This window comes from Actinopolymorpha alba DSM 45243 (assembly GCF_000373925.1).
In the GTDB taxonomy this organism is placed as follows: domain Bacteria; phylum Actinomycetota; class Actinomycetes; order Propionibacteriales; family Actinopolymorphaceae; genus Actinopolymorpha; species Actinopolymorpha alba.
This window is the reverse complement of record NZ_KB892758.1, coordinates 68,837-83,829: the sequence shown is the minus strand read 5'-3', so window position 1 is coordinate 83,829 and position 14,993 is coordinate 68,837. Positions and strand designations below refer to the sequence as shown.

Annotated in this window: 9 protein-coding genes; 5 read left to right on the top strand and 4 right to left on the bottom strand. The window is 65.6% G+C overall.

From position 1 onward, the window contains the following. Positions 1 to 580 precede the first annotated feature (580 nt). Complete coding sequence (locus B141_RS0119260; RefSeq protein WP_026257368.1) at positions 581 to 1,387, top strand: DUF222 domain-containing protein; 807 nt, start codon at positions 581 to 583, stop codon at positions 1,385 to 1,387. 883 nt (positions 1,388 to 2,270) lie between these two features. On the opposite strand, the gene B141_RS0119250 is transcribed toward B141_RS0119260, so the two are convergent. Beyond that, positions 2,271 to 3,368: an IS630 family transposase gene (locus B141_RS0119250; RefSeq protein ID WP_026257367.1), complete on the bottom strand. Its 1,098-nt coding sequence runs from the start codon at positions 3,366 to 3,368 to the stop codon at positions 2,271 to 2,273. A 42-nt stretch (positions 3,369 to 3,410) separates the two neighbouring features. Further along, entirely contained in the window at positions 3,411 to 3,860 is a 450-nt protein-coding gene (locus B141_RS51525; RefSeq protein ID WP_020576821.1) for a DNA alkylation repair protein, read from the bottom strand. A 158-nt stretch (positions 3,861 to 4,018) separates the two neighbouring features. Here B141_RS51525 and B141_RS45855 point away from each other — a divergent pair, with 158 nt between their 5' ends. Both B141_RS45855 and rox read left to right on the top strand, forming a co-directional pair. Further along, on the top strand, positions 4,019 to 4,984 hold the full coding sequence (locus B141_RS45855; protein ID WP_020576820.1) for a phosphotransferase family protein: 966 nt from the start codon (positions 4,019 to 4,021) through the stop codon (positions 4,982 to 4,984). 715 nt (positions 4,985 to 5,699) lie between these two features. Next, positions 5,700 to 7,244, top strand: a complete 1,545-nt coding sequence (gene rox, locus B141_RS0119235) for a rifampin monooxygenase (protein ID WP_020576819.1) — start codon at positions 5,700 to 5,702, stop codon at positions 7,242 to 7,244. A gap of 463 nt (positions 7,245 to 7,707) precedes the next feature. Here the strand turns inward: rox and B141_RS0119225 are convergent, their stop codons facing one another. Both B141_RS0119225 and B141_RS0119210 read right to left on the bottom strand, forming a co-directional pair. Further along, positions 7,708 to 8,157 carry a YybH family protein gene (locus B141_RS0119225; protein ID WP_020576817.1) on the bottom strand — a complete coding sequence of 150 codons (450 nt, stop codon included), beginning with the start codon at positions 8,155 to 8,157 and terminating at the stop codon, positions 7,708 to 7,710. A 1,368-nt stretch (positions 8,158 to 9,525) separates the two neighbouring features. Beyond that, complete coding sequence (locus B141_RS0119210) at positions 9,526 to 12,810, bottom strand: sugar-binding protein (protein ID WP_020576814.1); 3,285 nt, start codon at positions 12,808 to 12,810, stop codon at positions 9,526 to 9,528. Between the two features lie 240 nt (positions 12,811 to 13,050). On the opposite strand from B141_RS0119210, the gene B141_RS41525 reads away from it, so the two are divergent. Together B141_RS41525 and B141_RS0119200 are read left to right on the top strand one after the other, a co-directional pair. Continuing rightward, positions 13,051 to 14,133: a LacI family DNA-binding transcriptional regulator gene (locus B141_RS41525; RefSeq protein ID WP_020576813.1), complete on the top strand. Its 1,083-nt coding sequence runs from the start codon at positions 13,051 to 13,053 to the stop codon at positions 14,131 to 14,133. Between the two features lie 114 nt (positions 14,134 to 14,247). Further along, on the top strand, positions 14,248 to 14,919 hold the full coding sequence (locus tag B141_RS0119200) for a hypothetical protein (RefSeq protein ID WP_237742734.1): 672 nt from the start codon (positions 14,248 to 14,250) through the stop codon (positions 14,917 to 14,919). The last annotated feature ends 74 nt before the right edge of the window (positions 14,920 to 14,993 follow it).

The window sequence follows — 14,993 nt, the reverse complement described above, 5'->3', positions numbered from 1 at the left end:
CTCAAAGCCGCCCGATCGGAGTTCTCCTTCGCCTGCGCCGTCACCAACATCGTCAAACTCGCCACCAAAGGAATCACCACCCCCCACCTCACAGCCACCGCCTAACCCCTCAGGCGAGGCGCCCGGCCACACCGACAAGCACGACACCCGCCCCTCCCGGCAACCCACAACATCACCCGCCAGCGAGCCCGCCCCCGGTCACGGCCCTCCCGACCAATACAAAAAGCAACAGGCTCCCTGACCCGGAAAAGTCTCCACTGCCTCCCGGTTGTTGATTTGGGTATCAGCCAACCTGAGCGGCGGTCTATTCAATGGGACCGCGGATCATTCAGTGAACTTCACGAGGGTTACGGAAAGCGATTCATAGCAACCCAAAATTACATTCCGGGGAGCCTTCGAATGGGCTCCTTGGGCCGGGTTCTTGTCGGTGGTCGCCGATAGTGTTCCGGTTATGGAGATCACGACCGGCGCCCCGCCCACGCACCCGGTGCTGGGCTTCATGGGTGCGGTCGATTCCATGCTCGCTGACATTCTGGAATCCCCCATCTAGTCGTATACGGATGCTGAGCGGGCCGAGGCTGTGGAGCTGGCACATAAGATCGTTGGTCGGTCTGAAGCGCTGCGGCTTCGGACCATCCACGACGTGGATACCCATGAGCTTGCCTCCCAGGCTGGTGCGACATCGACGGCGGCGTGGCTGCGGCACAAGCTGCACCTTCACCCAGGGGCTATCGGCGCGGACGTGAAACTCGCCAAGGCGTTGGAGACCAACCTTCAAGCCACCGGCCAGGCACTCGCCGCAGGAAGGATCTCGGCGCTGCACGCGAAAATCATCCACGAGTCGATCAACCTTCTGCCCAAGGACATCAGCGACGAGCAGAAACGCGAGGGTGAAGCGCGCCTGCTGGAGTTGGCGACCCGCCACGATCCGAAAGAGCTTAGGCAGTTAGGGATCCACCTGTACGAGGCCATCGATCCCGAAGACGCCGAACGACGGCTCGGTGAGCAGCTGGAACGGGAACGCAAACGGGCCGAACAGAAGCGATCCATCACGTTCTCCCAATCAGGCCCGGGACTTCACAGCGCCCGCATTCAACTGCCCGTTGACGAGATGGCACGCCTCAATGCGCTCCTCGACCCGCTGGCCAGACCACGGAAGACCGACGCGAACGGACCCGACACCCGCACCGCATCGAGGCGGCTGGGTGACGCGTTCGTAGAGTTGCTCGATCTCACGCTTGCTGCTGGCGAGGCACCCACGCGTGGCGGGACCAAGCCGCAGATCATCATCACCATGACACTGGCCCAACTCGTCACCGGAATCGGCTACGCGACTGGACAGCGGCGAACAAATCTCCGCCGAGACCGCGCGGCTGCTGGCCTGTGATGCTGATGTCATCCCCGCCGTCCTCGACGGCAAAGGCCAAGTCCTCGACCTCGGCCGCACCACCCGCTCGACCTCCATTGGGCAATCTGTGCGGCGGACGAACGTCCCCAATCGTCGTCGACCCAGAGACTGCCAACGAAGCCGTCTGGCTCGACGAGGGGAACGCCATCGCGGGATGTTCGGCGGCACCGCAGGGGCACGTCCGAACGACTCCGGTTCTCGACACGTGCATGAGTAGACCGTCGGCCAGCGACTACGGCTCACACCACTCGCCAAGATTTACCCCTTCGTGGGTGCGCGCGTATTCCTGCATGAGCCTCCATGCATGGTCCACCGTCAACACGAATCATGCACGATTCCAACGAACTCGCGCATGGTCACCATTCGCTCGGGCAGGCCCTCTTCCCGAGGGTCCTGTATGAACACTTGACCAGGCGCAAGACGAGCCACGGTGCTGAGTCGAAACTCCACATCACCCGTGCTGTAGTAGCCGGGGAAGCGTCGCCCTCCGCTGCCGGCGCTGTAAGTGATGTCCTTCTGAAAACTCGGTGCGCTGCCTTCGAGCCTCCACCCGTCTCGTGGGTCGTCCGCACGGAAGGACGCGAGCTGTCCCGAGAGGCGCGGTGCTTGATAGGAGGCGTCAACGACATAGTCTGTACCGCGGAGGGGGTCAACTCCATCGTGGGTTATGACAGCGCGCTCTGGCGAGGCGCGACCACACCAGCCGAGGACGATGACCAAGTGGCCTTGCCGATCGACGCTGATCCCCGTCAGCCCGTTGATAGCCGGAGTGCAGGCCGCTAGTAGGACGGCCAGAGCCGCGGCGCACATTACAGCGAGCCAGCGCATGTGCTGAGCCTAGTGTCTCGTAATTGAATAGTCTTTACTTGGCGTTGTAGTTGTTGGCGACGAGTTTTACGTAGTCGCGGTCGAGCATGGCGACTTTCTCCAGGATCTGGTCGGCGGTGGCCGTCCATTCGAATGGTTCGGCGTCTTCGTTCCAGTGGTCGATGTAGTCGTTGATGTGTTTGATGAGTTCGGCGACGGAGTGGAAGGTGCCGCGCCGGATGGATTGTCGGGTGATGATGCCGAACCAGGTTTCGATCTGGTTGATCCAGGAGCTACCTTTCGGGGTGAAGTGGAAGGTCACGTTCGGGTGCTTGGCGAGCCACTTGTCGACGTCGGCGTTGTTGTGGGTTTTCAGGTTGTCCAGGATCACATGGATCTCTTGGTTGGCGGGGTACTGGTTGGTCGCTCGATCCATGAAGCGCAGGAATTCTTTGGTGCGCTTCCTTTGGAAGCTTTGTCCGATGACTTTGCCGGTCAGTACCTCGAGTGCGGCGAACAGGTTGGTGGTGCCATGGCGGATGTAGTCGTGGGTGCGCTTCTCGGTCTTGTCGAAGCTGATCGGTAGCAGCGGCTGGGTCCGGTCTAGCGCTTGGACCTGCGTCTTCTCGTCGAAGCTCAACACGATCGCCCCCGCGGGCGGGTTCAGGTACAGGCCCACGATGTCGACCACTTTCGCGGTGAACTCCGGGTCGGTGGAGGTCTTGAACGTGCCCTGCCGGTGCGGTTTCAGTCCGTGCTCACGCCACAGCTCGGCAACGAAGTTGTGGGAGACGTTGATGCCTTCATGACGTTTCAGGTATTTGGCCATCTCCTGCGTGGACCAGTGGGTCAGCCCCGTTTCTTTCGGTGGGGGCCGTTTCGTCAACGCCACAATCCGCGACCGCACCGAACCAGATATAGATCGAGGCCTACCCGTCGATTTACGACTTTCCAGCGCCGCAACGCCACCTTCGGTGAATCGATCCACCCACTTGTACACCGTCGGCTTAGTTGTCTTGAACCGCTCCGCAATGCCGGCGACACTCTCCCCATCGTGCCATGCCAGCACCATCTGCGCCCGCGACGACACCGAACCGTCATACCCAACAGACACCACGGACCCTAGTTCGCTACGCTGATCCTTCGTGAGCATAAGTCAATTATGCCGCACTCCAGCGATCAAAGTAAAGAACATTCAATTATGCGACACTAGGCCACGGCCAGATCGTCGTACAGCTACGTGACCGGCTGCAGATCCCCGGCCCTGCCGACCCGCCACACGGGCGCCGAAGGCCGCAACACGCGACGTTCGGCAGGTCGACACTTTGCGGTGTCTCTCTCGGAACGAGGGCTCGGGGTGCAGGGGGCAACGCCGGTTCTCCTTGCGCAACATGACGTCCAACTCGTCACGCTCAAACGCCTTCGGGCGGCAGATCAGGATCGCCACCAGTCTCGCCGCGGTGTCACCCGTCTCCCAGAGCTGGCACGCGAGTTCCTGCTGCGTCTTCAGCCGCTTCGCGAGCGCGCGCAGCTTGCTGAGGTTCACACCGTGATCGTCACCGTGTCTCTCGTTCACCTCGCGCATCTTCGGGTCCTCGAGCTCAGCCAGCTCGGCCATCACCTCGGTCACGATCGTCTCGGTCAACGTCGCTCATCGTGATCTTGGTGCTGGGTGTCGCGGCCGGCATTGGCTGGGGCCGTTAGCGTCGTCGTTGGCGTCAATGACCTGCGCCATCTCTCCGGTGCATCCTTTGGGGCGACCTGAGGTCGAGGCGCCGGCTGATATGGGCAGATAATGGCGTGATGGGCGTCGAGGAACTGAGCCAGGAGGAGGTCGTGGCGTTCCTGGCCGGACGGCCTGGTGCTGCAGTGGCCGTGGAGGCACTTTCGGGCGGAGCGTGGTCATCGGCGTGGGCCTACCGGGCGGGCGGCGAGGAGCTGGTAGTCCGCTTCGGTCAGGAGGCGGCCTGGTATGAGGCTGACCGGATGGCTATGGCCTTCGGCGGCCCAGATCTGCCCGTGCCGGAAGTCCGGGAGGTGGGCACTACCCCGTCCGGACGGGCCTATGCCATCTCGGTGCGTCACCACGGGCGGTTCCTGGAGGACACCCCGGTGGAGCTGGCCGATGCGCTCGCCCCCACCCTCACCCGCCTGCTCGTCGCTCTTTACCGTGTGCCGCAGTGTCCAGGTTCCCCGGTGGTCTGGCACCAGGCAGGCGGGTCCGCCGGGAGCTGGCGGCAGTTCCTCCTCGCTGGCCTGGTCGACGATCCTGCGAAACTGGTACACGGATGGAGTACCGCCCTGGCTGGCGACCGGGAGCTGGCCGCGCTAGCCGCGGCGGTCACCGAGCGGGTGTCGGCCCTGGTCGATGCCTGCCCGGAGCGTCGTGACCTGGTACACGGCGATCTGCTGCACGGCAACGTGCTGGTGAGTCAGGACGCCAACCGGGTCGAAGCGGTGCTGTCTTGGAAGTGTTCGGTGCGGGGCGACTTCCTCTTCGATGCCGCCTGGTGCAGCTTCTGGGCGCCGTTCCACCCCGGGATCGCCGCTGCCGACCCGCTGTCCGGGCTGCTGCGGGACCCGAGCGTGCTGGCCGAGCCCAGCGCCCTCCTCGACGCCGCTGCCCGCCACCACTGCTATGAGCTGCATATCGGCTTCACCCATCTGGGGTGGAACGTGTGGACCCGAAACCAGGCCGCTCTCACCGCTACAGCACGGCGTCTCGCCGAGGTCCTCGAGCGCGGTCCCCTGCCATTGACCGGCGACTGAAGGCAGGACAGGAACCACTCGAGCAAGGGGCGGAGGGTTTGGCCGGAGGCTTGGCTTGGTCCGGGAGGTCGGGGCCCGTACCCTCGTCCGCATGGCCGGTTGCGTGCCGCCTGCCCGCAACCACCCGCCGCGAGCGCGGACGAACAATGGTGGCGAGAGTACGTTGATCGTCTAGAGGCGGCGGCACGTGCGAGTGCTGCGCGTTGGCAAGCGTGTGACCTGCACTCCGGTAAATAGGGCTGATTGCGTGCTGATCCGCCCGGGTCGGGAATTGCGCAGGGTCCCTACTCTCCCCCGCTGCTTCCGCACATGCCGGCCGTGAGCGTCGTGTCGGCGGGGTCAAGGATCAACCGAGGCCGATCTGTCCAGGATCAAGTGAAGTCAGGCAAACCGCGCCCAGGGTTTGGGGAGTCCGAGGCTCATCGTCTGCGGCCTCGACAGCGTCGACCGTGACTGGGACCAGCCGGGCCGCTACGCCGGATTCGCCCTGCAACCGCACGGGCCCGTTCGGAGTCGTGATCACGTGGCTGGGAAAGGATTGGACGGGGTGATGGCAGGGCTTGTAGCTTGCGGTGGACCGTGACACCGCCCGAGGAGGTGAGACCCATGAACGCTGTATCGATGTGGGTGCTCCCCCTTCCCATCACGGTCGGGCGATTGACGTAGGTGTCGCCGGGAGCGCCTCAACAACAGGCACTCCCGAAAGGCAACACCTATGGACTCTCCGCAGTTCACCGCCGAGCCGTCGTCGAACGATATGGTCGAGCGCGACTTCACCGTGGGCGACGGTCCCGGACTCCGGTCGTCGGCCTCCGGCGCTGATCGCGCGCCCCTCATGTTCGACGTGATCATTGCCGGGTGCGGGCCGACTGGTGCGATGCTGGCCGCCGAACTGCGGCTGCACGATGTGCGGGTACTCGTTCTGGAGAAGGAAACCGAGCCCGTGTCGTTCGTCCGCATAGTCGGTCTGCATATTCGCAGTATCGAGCTGACGGCAATGCGCGGACTGCTGGATCGCATTCTCGAACACGGAAGACAGCGCCCGGCCGGCGGATTCTTCGCCGCCATCACCAAACCCGCGCCCAAGGACCTGGATTCCGCGCACGCCTATCTGCTGGGCATCCCGCAGCCGGTCATCGTTCACCTGCTCGAAGAACATGCGATCGAACTGGGTGCGCAGGTCCGGCGCGGTTGTGCGGTGGCCGATTTCGAGCAGGACGAGGAGGGTGTGACCGTCGAGCTGGCCGACGGTGAGCAGCTGCGTTCGCGCTATCTCGTCGGCTGTGACGGCGGGCGCAGTACGGTGCGCAAACTGCTCGGCGTCGGCTTCCCCGGCGAGCCCTCGCGGACCGAGACGCTGATGGGCGAGCTGGAAGTGGGTGTGCCGCAGGAGGAGATCGCCGCCAAGGTGACCGAAATCCACGAGACCAACAAGATTTTCAGTCTCAGACCCCTCCGCGAAAGGGTCTATCGTGTCGTAGTCCCCGTCGCGGGAGTCAGCGATCGCGCGGAACCGCCCACCCTCGAGGAGTTCAAACAACAGCTGCGCGCCATCGCCGGAACCGATTTCGGTGTGCACTCCCCGCGCTGGTTGTCCCGCTTCGGGGATGCCACCCGGCTAGCCGAACGTTATCGGGTCGGGCGGGTGCTGCTGGCCGGCGATGCGGCACACATCCATCCACCCACCGGCGGACAGGGCCTCAACCTGGGCGTTCAGGACGCATTCAACCTCGGCTGGAAACTGGCCGCACAGATCCGCGGCTGGGCACCGGAAACACTGCTGGACACCTACCAGGCCGAACGTCATCCAGTCGCCGAGGACGTGCTGGACAACACCCGCGCCCAGATGGAACTGCTGTCCACCGAACCAGGCCCGCAGGCCGTGCGCAGGCTGCTCACCGAACTGATGGACCTCGACGAGGTAAACCGCTATCTGATCGAGAAGATCACCGCGATCGGCATCCGCTACGACCTCGGCGAAGGCCCCGACCTGCTCGGCCGCCGCCTGCGCGACATCGACCTGAAACAGGGCCACCTCTACGGTCTGCTGCACCACGGCCGCGGCCTGCTGCTGGACCGCACCGAACGCCTGACCGTCGGCGGCTGGTCAGACCGGGTCGATTACCTCGCCGATCCCACTGCGGTACTGGACGTTCCGTGCGTCCTGTTACGCCCCGACGGCCACATCGCCTGGACCGGCGACGATCAGCAGGACCTGGACGACCACCTCTCCCGCTGGTTCGGCAAGCCCACCAACTGATTTTCGCCCGAGCAACCGAAGAGGCACCCGTGGCCGAAGGAACTGACACTCGATTGGCGGGGCGGACCCAACCGGTACGTGCAGGTAGAGCCGACCGTCGTCGTGGAAATCAGCGCCGACCTTGCAACGGATCGCGGACAGAGGTGGCGGCACGCCGTACGGTTCCTGAGGATCCGGGACCTACCACCAGACCAGGTGCCGCTCGACCTGGACCTCGAAACGAGAGAGCAGCCATAGCCTGGTTGGTGGTACGGCCCACCCTTTGCGCCTACCGTCGATTCCCCCAGCGCCTGGTTGACGACGATCGCCAGCCGCATCTGACTGGACCGGCTCGGCCGGTGACGCCCCGGTCAGCGCGAGCTGGAGCGTTTCCGGCAGCGCACCCGCCGCGCCCTGGCCTGCGAACCAGGCGAGTGGCTCAACGGGCAGCTCTGCCGGGGACGTCCCGAACTTCAGCGACTCGTCAGGGCTTGAGGTCGGTCACTCCTTTGCCGCTCCGAATATCGAATGGCACAGAAGCCTGGTCGTGCACGATCAACCAGTTGCCGTCGATGTTCCGAAAGCAGAAAGTGGCCCGGACCCACATGCCGCTCGTCGCCGTCCCGTTCTTCAGCGTGCCGCTGAGCCGGCCGAAGCAGTGCCCGAATGCCACATTTTCGTCCACGGTGAGCGTCAGGTCGCGAACCTCATAAGTCACATCCTGGAAGAACGTGAACACGTTCCTCCAGTTCTTCAATTTCGCCTCTATCCCTACGTGCTGCAGCGGCGGCTCGACGTCGAAGGACACGACGTCCGTTGCGTAAAGCTGCTTCAGACCCTCGAGATCCTTGGCTCGGATTCCTTCGACTATCCTGTCGATTTGCTGCCGAATCTTAGCTTCGTCTTCCTCGTGTTGCGTAGGCATCGCTGCCATCCCTTCCTTTCGGTGTGGAATCTTGGCTTCTCACTAGTACGACGACACAGCACCTCGGGATGTCAGGCCCGCGGCTGCCGTACTAACCTCGGAGTCGTTCGGAGTCATTGCATCGCGACGGTGACCAGGGAAGCGGCGCGATGGCGGTTCTCCAGGCGACGACCTTGGTCATCAGTGCCGGTGCGGGGGAATCTCTCCGTCCGGCGCGCGGCTGATCCGTGAGGGCAACATCCGGTTCGCCCGAGCGCGCAGGTATCTCGCTCAGGTCGTCCAGGATCCCGGCAGCCTCCGCGGACTGGGCTATTGACTGCATCTCAGGACGTTCGGGCAGAACGACGAGCTGTCCGGCGATCGAGCAACTCATTCTGGTCGTGCCGATGGAACAGCCCGAGTACGAACGATTTCGAACCGAAACAGCGAAGTCGTTGCCCAGCCGAGCTGCCACCCTACGGCCGGCGCCAGGACGTCCTTTCGACGGTCCGTGGCCTGCTCACTTTCTCCGAGGGCTGGAAAGCAATCTTCGTGCCCGTGGCCGCCTACTCGCCATTCCACAACTCGTTGCGCATAGCCCTGATCGTCGCAAGCCGGCCCGCTCGCCGGCGGCTGGGCTACCCGCCGCGCGGCTTCCTGCGCCAGTGACCACCGGACGCCATCCGATGACCTGCTTGATCCGGCCGACTGCGGGGTTAAGCGGACACTGAAGTTGACCATCTCCAGTGACTGGGTACCTGGTGGCCGAGGAGATGCTCGAAGCGGCGCAGGTCGGCGGCAAGGCGCTCGGCGAGTCGGTCGCGGAGTTCGCGTGGGATCGCGGAGTCGTCGACACGCGCAGCGCGCATCCTCAGCCACGTGAGCCGACAGCGCCTCCACCGGCGCAGGATGGTCAACACGAAACGCCCGACGATGGCTTTGACTGCAGCAGTCGAGGATGGGGCCCGAAGAGAGGTTTCGTGGATCCCTAGGCTGCGGGTTCGCGTTGTTGATCCCGGTCCGGATCGTAAGGGGTGTTGGTCTTCCAGCATTGCCATATCACGCGGATCCAGGCTCGGGCCAGGATCCGGATCGCGTGTGGGTGTCGCTTGCCGCGGGCACGAGCGTCGGCGCGCCCAGCTCACCAACGAACGGCTGGTCGAGGTCACCATCCCGTTCGCGCTGATTGAACACAAAGCCGTCTACGAGGCGCTTTGTGCGAACAATAGTGAGCGCGCCGCGACCGCGATGCGTCTCCACATCCAGGGCTCCTGGGCGAGGACACACGCTGTGCTCACCGCCGGCAACGGGTCCTAGGGTCGGTCGGGGAAACGCCGGGGGCGGCGCGGAATCATCCGCGCCGCCGCCCGGCCGCTTCTTCGCCGTCGACGTCAGCCGTCAGCGCGACCCGAGCTGGACGGGTTTGAACGTCGAGGAGTCCTTGGTCCCGGCGATGCCGCTGCCCCATTCGAGGAACCGGCGGCCGGCCCCGTCGTCGTCGTTGAGCAGGACGGAGACGCTGAGCAGCCGCTGGTCAGGGCTCGCGGGGGTGAGCTCCGACCAAGGGATGCGCAGCTCGTAATGTGTCACCTTGGCATCCTCGTCGCGACTGACGCTCGCCTGGGCAGCGGTGGCACCGGTCTGCCCGTTCATCGAACGCCAGCGGAACACTTCGCTCCCCGACCTGGTCGCCGCCAGCCCGTACTCCGCACCGGCGGCGGTGGTTTCGCCGGGTAGGCCGGGCGCGACCGCCAGCTGGATGCTGTCGGCCTGCCAGATACCGGTACCCGTGTACGGCTGGACGTGCACGTCGTCGGTGAGGTCGGCCCTGAGCACCAGTGCCTCAGCCGACCATGCCAACCACACCTTGCCACCGAGATCGGCGTCCTCGGGGAAGGTGATCGTCGGCCTGGCCGGATCGATCGCGGCGACCTCACCCGCCGTCACGAGCGCGGCCGGGTCGGGGATGATCAGCGACCCCCCGATCGGGCGTGCCGTCCCGTCGGCGAAGCTCAGCCGCACCTGATAGCTGTGCTTTCCCACGCTGGCCGCCTTCTTCGGCACCACCACGTCCAACGACGCCGATTCCCCAGGCTGAACGACCTTCTTCTGCATGGTCGAGGCCTTCACCGCGCCGTCGAACACCGCCGACGCGCCGGTGAGCTGCCGCTGGCTGTCGGTCTCGTTCACATACGTCGCCCGGACCGCATGCTTGCCGTCAGCCGTCAGCACATGCCGCGCGCTGAGCGCCGTCTGCGTGGACCGGATCATCGCCTGCGACACCGATGTGTGTGCCCCGCCGAACACCGCGTCCACGGTCACCCTCGACGGCGCGCCCAGCACCGTGTCGGGCCCCGCGGACACCATGACGTCCACCGTCACCTTCGACATCGCGGGAATCATCACCTGCTGCGCCGCGACCCTCGTCAGCCAGCCGCCGGTCGCGACCGCCGAGACCGTGCCCGTCATCGCGGTGGCGTTGAAGTTGTACAGATCCACCGGCACCGTAGTCGGTGCGTCGAGCGGCAGCAGATACCCCGACGCTTTGGCGTCGGCCGCCGTCGCGGCCGGGTACCGCTGCGCCACGACCACCCGCTCCGCCGGCGTCAATTCCACTGCGGAGTTCACTGATTCCGTACGTCGCACCGTCGGCGCGGTCGTCACGACCTTGCGGTCGGGCAGGCGCAGATAGACCAGGTCAGGACCCGAGGTCAGCGCGTAGGTGCCGGTGCCGCTGGCGAGCTCGCTGGTCTCGCCCACGATGTCGGTGCGCGTCACGCTCGGCACGCCGAGGGTGAGGCGCACCGGCGTCTCCTGCTCCGACCACAGCGCGATCACCTGGTCGTCGCCGTCGTTGAACGCCAGCCCGGTCACGCCGGCCGGCAGTCCCGGCACCGGACCCGCGTAGTCACCCGCACCCAGCGCCGCCGTCATCGCCGCCTCCGACGTGTACGCCACATTCGGCGTGTACGAACGGGTGAGCAGACCGAAGTAGTTGGTCGACTCGTTGTACGGCGGCACCACGAACCCGAAGTGCTTGTCGGCGCCCTTCGCGAGGTTGAGCAGGGTCGCGGTCGTGAAGTAGCGCGCCTGCTGCTGCTGTTGGAATGGCGTCAGGAGCTGCGGCGGTGACGACTGCAACGGCATCCCGCTTTCGGTCATCCAGCGCCGGGTGGCCGTGCTGCCGTACTCGTCCACCAGCGAGACGTGGCCCTCCGTACCGGGGGCGACCGGGGTGATCGGCCGCGAGTCGTCAGGCGCGGCGTAGCGGTGCCAACTGTGGATGTCCACGTAGTCGAGGACTTGGTTGGCGGCGGCCAGATCGGCATAGGTTCCGCGCGGGAAGGCATGACCCACATTGGAGAGCAGTGGCTTCCGCGCGGAGTCGAGGTAGCCGATCGACATCGCCTTGAGGAACGCCGCATACTGGTCCGCCGCCTCGTGCGCCGGACTGAACCCGATGTGGTCGCTCTCGTTCCAGATCTCCCAGGCGGTCACCTTGTCGCCGTAGTGGTCGGCCGACACCTTGGCGAACTCGTACGCGGCCATCAGGTCGGTGGGGAGCGCGTCGTCGGCATCCCGGGTCCAGGTCGGCGAGGAGTGGAAGACGTTGAGCACCTTCAACCTCTGCTCGTGAGCCTTGGCGAGAAAGGATTTCCCCCTGCTCTCGGAGGAGAAGTCGAAGACGCCGGGCGCCGGGTTCACCGTGTCGTTCCACCGTGCCCGCTCCCGGATCCAGCTGAATCCGGCGAGTCTGAGGCCGCGGGCCAGCTCGTCGTACAACTCGGGCGGAGTCAGCCAGGCCGCGGCGACGTCGACCGCGAACGGCGAATCCGCGAGTTGCGGACGGTCGGCCAGATCCGTCACGACCGCGAACTCCCCCGGCACCGGCGCGTCGTCGCCCAACCTGGCGGCAAGACGGTAGTGCCCCTTCGGCAGCTGGCCCAAGGACACCGGCGCCGCCGACGTGCCGGCCGGCGCCACCGCCGAGCCCTGCGCCACCGTCGTGTTCCAGTAGTCGGTGACCATGTAGGTGACCGTGGTGTCCTCCACGGTCTCCGAGTTGAACATGATGTTGAGGTTCACCTCCTCCGAGGCCTGGAAGACGTTCAGCGGTGCTTCGGCGTCGAGGCCCTTCACCGCGAGCGCGGTCGGGGTCAGCCGGATCTGGTCGATGAAGAGCGTGTAGGCGGTGGTCGGGCTGATCCGGCGCTGGTCGACGAGGAAGCTGATCGTCGTGGTGCCGGCCGGCAGCGTCAGCGTCGCCAGGTGGTTGCGCTGGATCTCCGGCGTCACCGTTCCGTAGCTCACGGCGTTGGCCTGGAACGGCTCCTTGTCGTTGACCTTGATCTTGTACGGCGAGGTCCAGTCGACCGTGGTCGGCGTCGTGTCGGCGTCCAGCTGGTACAGGCCGGCCGCGGGGATGTCGAACGTGTAGGTCGCTACGTAGCCGCCGGCCGGCGCCTCGGTCTGGGTGAAGAGCCGCCAGAACGCGCCACCGGTCGCCCGCGCGTCGGTCGTGAGACCGGGGATGAAGTTGCTGCTCGTCGGGCTCTCACCCTCGACCGTGAGCACCGTCTCGGCCTGCACGGCCTGCGGACCGGTCAGGAGTCCGAGTCCGGCCAGTAAGGCGGCTACCAGGAACAGTCGTCCGGCCCGACTCCGGGCACGTTGATGCGCCATATCCCGTCTCCTCGTGATGAGTGGAACAACGATTTCCCATCTGGGCCAGCCACTGCTGCCGCGATTCAGATCGGTGAACTGATATCTCTTGGTACCTAGGGATTTCTGCTGCACTTATCGCATGAAACGGCTCAGGCTCGAAGTGGTCGAACGTTATTCCAACCGGATGGGGTCGACAAGGGTCTGGCAAGGAATTCGGGTAGACTCGGCCAGACCAACTGACGGGATCCGAGGAGCGCAGTGCCACGCAAGGCCGTCCGACTCGCCGACGTCGCCGCGGCCGCTGGAGTGTCGGTCTCGACGGTGTCGAAGATTCTCAAGGGCGACGGCCGGGCGTCCGCGGCCACCCGAGCGAGGGTGCTCGAGACCGCCCGCCGGCTCGACTTCCGTCCCAACCCACTCGCCCAGTCGTTCGTCACCGGGCGCAGCCTGGTCGTTGGCGTCCTGGCCGAGAACGCGCCGAGCACGTTCAGCATGCCGGTCATCATCGGCGCGCAGTCCTCGCTCGGCCGGGCCGACCTCGCGGCTCTCATGTACGACGCGCGCAACGATCCCAAGGCCCGCACCGAGGCTCTCCGCAAACTCCAGGCACGGCGCGTCGACGGCCTCATCGTGATCGGCGAGGGCCCCGACATCGACTATCCGCCCGTTCCGGCGGACTTCGACGTCCCGACCGTCTACACGTACACCTCCTACCGCGATCCGCGGGTCGTCAGTTACACCGTCGACAACGTGGCCATCGGCCAGATGGCGGCGCGGCACCTGATCGAACTGGGCCGCACCCGGATCGCGCACGTGGCGGCCGGTCGATCCTTGCGCAGCACGATCGACCGGCACGAGGGGTTCGCGACCACCCTGGCCGACGCCGGCCTTCCGCTCGTATTCAGCGGCCCGCTCTACGGTGACTGGAAGCGCACCTGGGGTTCGGAAGCGGCGCGCATCATTCTCGGCTCCGGCACCCAGGTGGACGCGATCTTCGCCGCCTCCGACGACATCGCGGTCGGCCTGTACGCCACGCTCCGAGGGGGTGGAGTCCGCATCCCCGACGACATCGCACTCATCGGTGTCGACAACTACGCCAAGGTTCCGGGGCGTGGTGACCGGTTCCTCACCACGATCGACCGCAGACTCCCCCAGCTCGGCAGCAGCGCCGCCGACCACCTCATCCGTCTCATCGGCGGCTCGACCGAGTCCGGCGGCGCGTTCCCCACCGCGTCGGAGCTGATCGTCGGCGCTACGACGCGTCCAGATCTGGTGGGCCCGGTGGAGCAGGAGATCGACACCTATCTCACGGACGCGGTGAGCGACGCCGACCGCGGCTGAGCCGGGACGCGATGCCGTCGAGGAGGAAGGCGAGACCGAGACTCTGACCAGCACCGCCGGATCCAGGGCCCACCCCTGACCCGGGGGTGCTGTGCTTTCGAGAGGAACTAGCGAATGACTGAGTGGAGCGCCATAGCGCGTCGTCAGATGGACGCGTCACGACGCACCGAGAAGATACGGAAGCTGCCAGCCGAGGTGTACGGCTACCCGCCGGACTACGTGTGGCAGGAGGAGTTCCGGCCCGTGCCCGTCCCGCGTCCCGGCACTGGACAAGTCGTGGTCTCTTCGAAGGAGCCTGTCTGGCTGCGGGACCTCGGGCCTGTGAACAGGATGGAGATACCGCCGCCCTTGCTGACCCGCAGATGGTGGGCAGCCTGGTACTCCGACATCGAGGACGGCGGAGCGCTCGACTGCCCGAGTCCTCTCATGCACCGCCTCGGCGTGCTGGAGTGGGCAGCCCGCCAGCCCGCCGCGAGCGTCGTCAAGGTGATCGGAGGCAGCGCGGACGAGGTACCGATCGAGTTGACGGCGGTCAACCGGGCGCCAGACCCGGGGACCGGCTATCTGCGGATCGCGCTGGATCCCAACCGCCCCATCTGGTACGCGGTCTGGTTCGACATCTACACCGGGCTCGCCGAGTTCGCCAACGACGATCTCCGCGTGGTCATCGAGTGGGCGCAGGCGCAGCCGGCCGAAGACAAGCTGATCACCGGCGATGTGCTCGCCGAGCAAGTGGACCTTGACCAGTTCCTTCAACACCCCGACTGGTACCTACAAGCTCTGTGAGAGGCAAGCGACAATGGGCTCGATCGGCCCGGGCTGTCGTCCGGCGTCCACTGTCGTCCGGCACTCCTGTTAGC

Coding starts and splice junctions, on each gene's coding strand:
- B141_RS45855 (WP_020576820.1), top strand. CDS start 4,019: ATGGGCGTCGAGGAACTGAGCCAGGAGGAGGTCGTGGCGTTCCTGGCC.
- B141_RS0119225 (WP_020576817.1), bottom strand. CDS start 8,157: ATGGCAGCGATGCCTACGCAACACGAGGAAGACGAAGCTAAGATTCGG.
- B141_RS0119210 (WP_020576814.1), bottom strand. CDS start 12,810: ATGGCGCATCAACGTGCCCGGAGTCGGGCCGGACGACTGTTCCTGGTA.
- B141_RS0119250 (WP_026257367.1), bottom strand. CDS start 3,368: ATGCTCACGAAGGATCAGCGTAGCGAACTAGGGTCCGTGGTGTCTGTT.
- rox (WP_020576819.1), top strand. CDS start 5,700: ATGGACTCTCCGCAGTTCACCGCCGAGCCGTCGTCGAACGATATGGTC.
- B141_RS0119200 (WP_237742734.1), top strand. CDS start 14,248: ATGACTGAGTGGAGCGCCATAGCGCGTCGTCAGATGGACGCGTCACGA.